Raw genomic sequence first — 262 nt, 5'->3', positions numbered from 1 at the left:
AGAGCGTCTGCGCCGTGAATTAGAAGAAGCAGAAGGTAATTACGATTTAAATAAAGCAGCGGAACTTCGACATGGGAAAATTCCTGCAATTGAAAAAGAGTTAAAAGAAGCAGAAGAAATGGGCGCACATAATAAACAAGAAAATCGTTTATTACGTGAGGAAGTAAGTGAAGAAGAGATTGCTGATATTGTTTCACGATGGACTGGTATTCCTGTTGCAAAACTCGTAGAAGGTGAACGTGAGAAATTACTACGCTTAGAG

Annotated in this window: 1 pseudogene; it reads left to right on the top strand. The window is 38.9% G+C overall.

The features are described 5' to 3' along the window. Positions 1-262, top strand: a pseudogene (locus KVT11_RS20130) (type VI secretion system ATPase TssH); the annotation flags it as partial.

Source organism: Bacillus sp. GbtcB10, assembly GCF_019091365.1.
GTDB lineage: Bacteria > Bacillota > Bacilli > Bacillales > Bacillaceae > Bacillus > Bacillus altitudinis.
The sequence above is the reverse complement of the archived record's forward strand: the minus strand, read 5'-3'. Positions and strand labels throughout refer to the sequence as shown.